We start from the raw sequence: 2,089 nt of genomic DNA, 5'->3' as shown, positions 1-2,089 counted from the left end.
GCGAACTCCGAGCACAGCCGGGTCTTTCCGATCCCCGGCTCACCGGCGGCAAACACCGCTCGCAGCCCCGCGCCGGCGACCACCTTCAGCAAAGAGCCAAGGCGTTCGAGCTCGGGTTCGCGGCCGACGAAATGACTGCCCGGTGCGACGATCACCGCGTCGGGAAGCGGCGGTCGCGAGGGGGCGACCGACTCGACCGGCTGGTCGAATGACTCCGCGCCCTGTGGCACAAGTTCGAATACATGCTCCGCGCGTGCCAGCCCGCGCAGCGACCGCTCGCCCACATCGATCAGTGACGCACCGATCGGCAACGCGTCGCGCACCAGCCCGGCAGCAATTTCGGAAAGAAGTATCTGTCCGCCCTGCGCCAGGGAACGGACGCGCGCGGCGCGATTGACCGCCGGTCCGAAGTAGTCGTCATCGCGCTCGTGCGCCTCGCCGGTGTGGATCGCCATCCGCACGCGAAGCGGGACACCGTCACGCCAATCCTTCGCCTCGAACGCGCGACCTAAATCAACCGCTGCGGCCACCGCGTCCGTCGCGCGGCGAAAGACGGAAAGAGTGGCGTCACCTTCGCCCTTGGATTTGATGAGATGACCCCCGTGCTCGCCGACGATGCGAGCGATCAACCGGTCGTGCCGCTCGAGGATGTCCGGCATGCCAGTGGGATGTGCCTCCCAGAGCTCGGTCGAGCCTTGGATGTCGCTGAGCAGGAACGTGACCACGCCCGTCGGAAGCCCGCCATCCGGGCGCGGTGCCGGCCGCACGGCGAGTTCGGGTGCCTGCCCGAGGATCTGCGATTCGAGCGCGGACAGTTCCGGCGACGGATCCAGACCAAGATCGTCAGACAGCGTTCGCCGCAGCTCCTGGAAGACCGCCAGCGCATCAGCCTGACGACCCGACCGGTACAGGGCGATCATGCGCTGAGCCCAGAAGCGCTCGCGCAGCGGATGCTGCGCGCAAAGCGCCTCGAGTTCGCCGACGAGTCCCAAGTGCCGGCCGAGCGCGAGATCGGAGTCGATGCGGTGCTCCAGCGTCCCGAGCCCGCCCTCCTCCAGACGGGCTGCCTCTGATCTGGCGAACGGCGCATCACCGAGGTTGGCCAGCGCCGGGCCGCGCCACAACGCAAGCGCCTCCCGAAGCACCTTCGCGGCCGTTTCGGCGTCCCCATCACGCAACGCGGCGCGGCCGCGTTCGGTGAGCTGCTCGAAGCTCCGCACGTCTAGGGTGTCTTCGGGACCGAGTATGAAGAGGTAGCCCGGGGGCTGCGTTCGGATGGGACCTTCTTCGCCACCCTGAAGCGCTTTGCGGAGGCGAGAGACGCGAACGCGTATCGAATTCACGGCCGAGCCGGGCGGTTCTCCCGGCCATAGGTCATCCACCAGCCGATCGATGGAGACGGTCCGACCAGCGTCGAGAAGAAGCCTCGCCAGAAGCCCTCGCTCGAGTGGGCCGCCGAGATCGGCCCGCATGCCACCGTCGATCGCCTCGACCGGACCCAGGACCCGGTACTCCACGCTCCCCCTCCTGACCAGCGCCTTCGCGGCCCGCAGACCCTACGGCGCCGAGTATGGGTCGCCGAACTCGCCGGCCGCTTACGAAGCGCGCTCCATCACGGTAATCGCTCGGTAATCGCCTGGCTATGGCCGTCGCGGATGCTTCCGTGCGAGCCACTCGCAAGCGACGAGGAGGATGCGATGACAACTCAGACGACTGAGACCCGCCAGCCAGTCCTGCTTCCGGAGGCGGAGTCGATCGCCTTTGCGCTCTTTCGGACGACAGAGGGCCGCTCCAACCCCTATCCGCTGTACCACCGCCTTCGAGAGCTGGCACCGGTCCACCGCAGCGAGACCGCGAGGGCCTGGTTGCTCACTCGCTACGAGGACTGCAAGGCCTCGCTCCGCGACCCGCGCTTCGAGAAGCGCTGGGACGAGGCGCTCGACGCGCGCTCTTCCCATTGGCGCGAGCGGCCGGCGCTCGTGTGGGCCGGCAAGACGCTGCTGAACCTCGACGCCCCGATCCACACGCGTCTTCGCCGCTACGTATTTCGGTGGTTCACCCGCGGCAGCGTCGAACGCCTCCGCCCGAC

Annotated in this window: 2 protein-coding genes; one reads left to right on the top strand and one right to left on the bottom strand. The window is 68.1% G+C overall.

From position 1 onward, the window contains the following. On the bottom strand, positions 1 to 1,220 hold a 1,220-nt coding region (locus WEB06_18275), incomplete at its 3' end, for a BTAD domain-containing putative transcriptional regulator (protein MEX2557564.1). A gap of 477 nt (positions 1,221 to 1,697) precedes the next feature. Between WEB06_18275 and WEB06_18270 the strand changes: the two genes are divergently transcribed. Then, positions 1,698 to 2,089: hypothetical protein (locus WEB06_18270; GenBank protein ID MEX2557563.1), on the top strand; the 392-nt coding region annotated here is incomplete at its 3' end.

Source organism: Actinomycetota bacterium (assembly GCA_040905475.1).
Lineage (GTDB): Bacteria > Actinomycetota > AC-67 > AC-67 > AC-67 > DATFGK01.
This window is presented reverse-complemented; position numbering and strand designations above follow the sequence as displayed.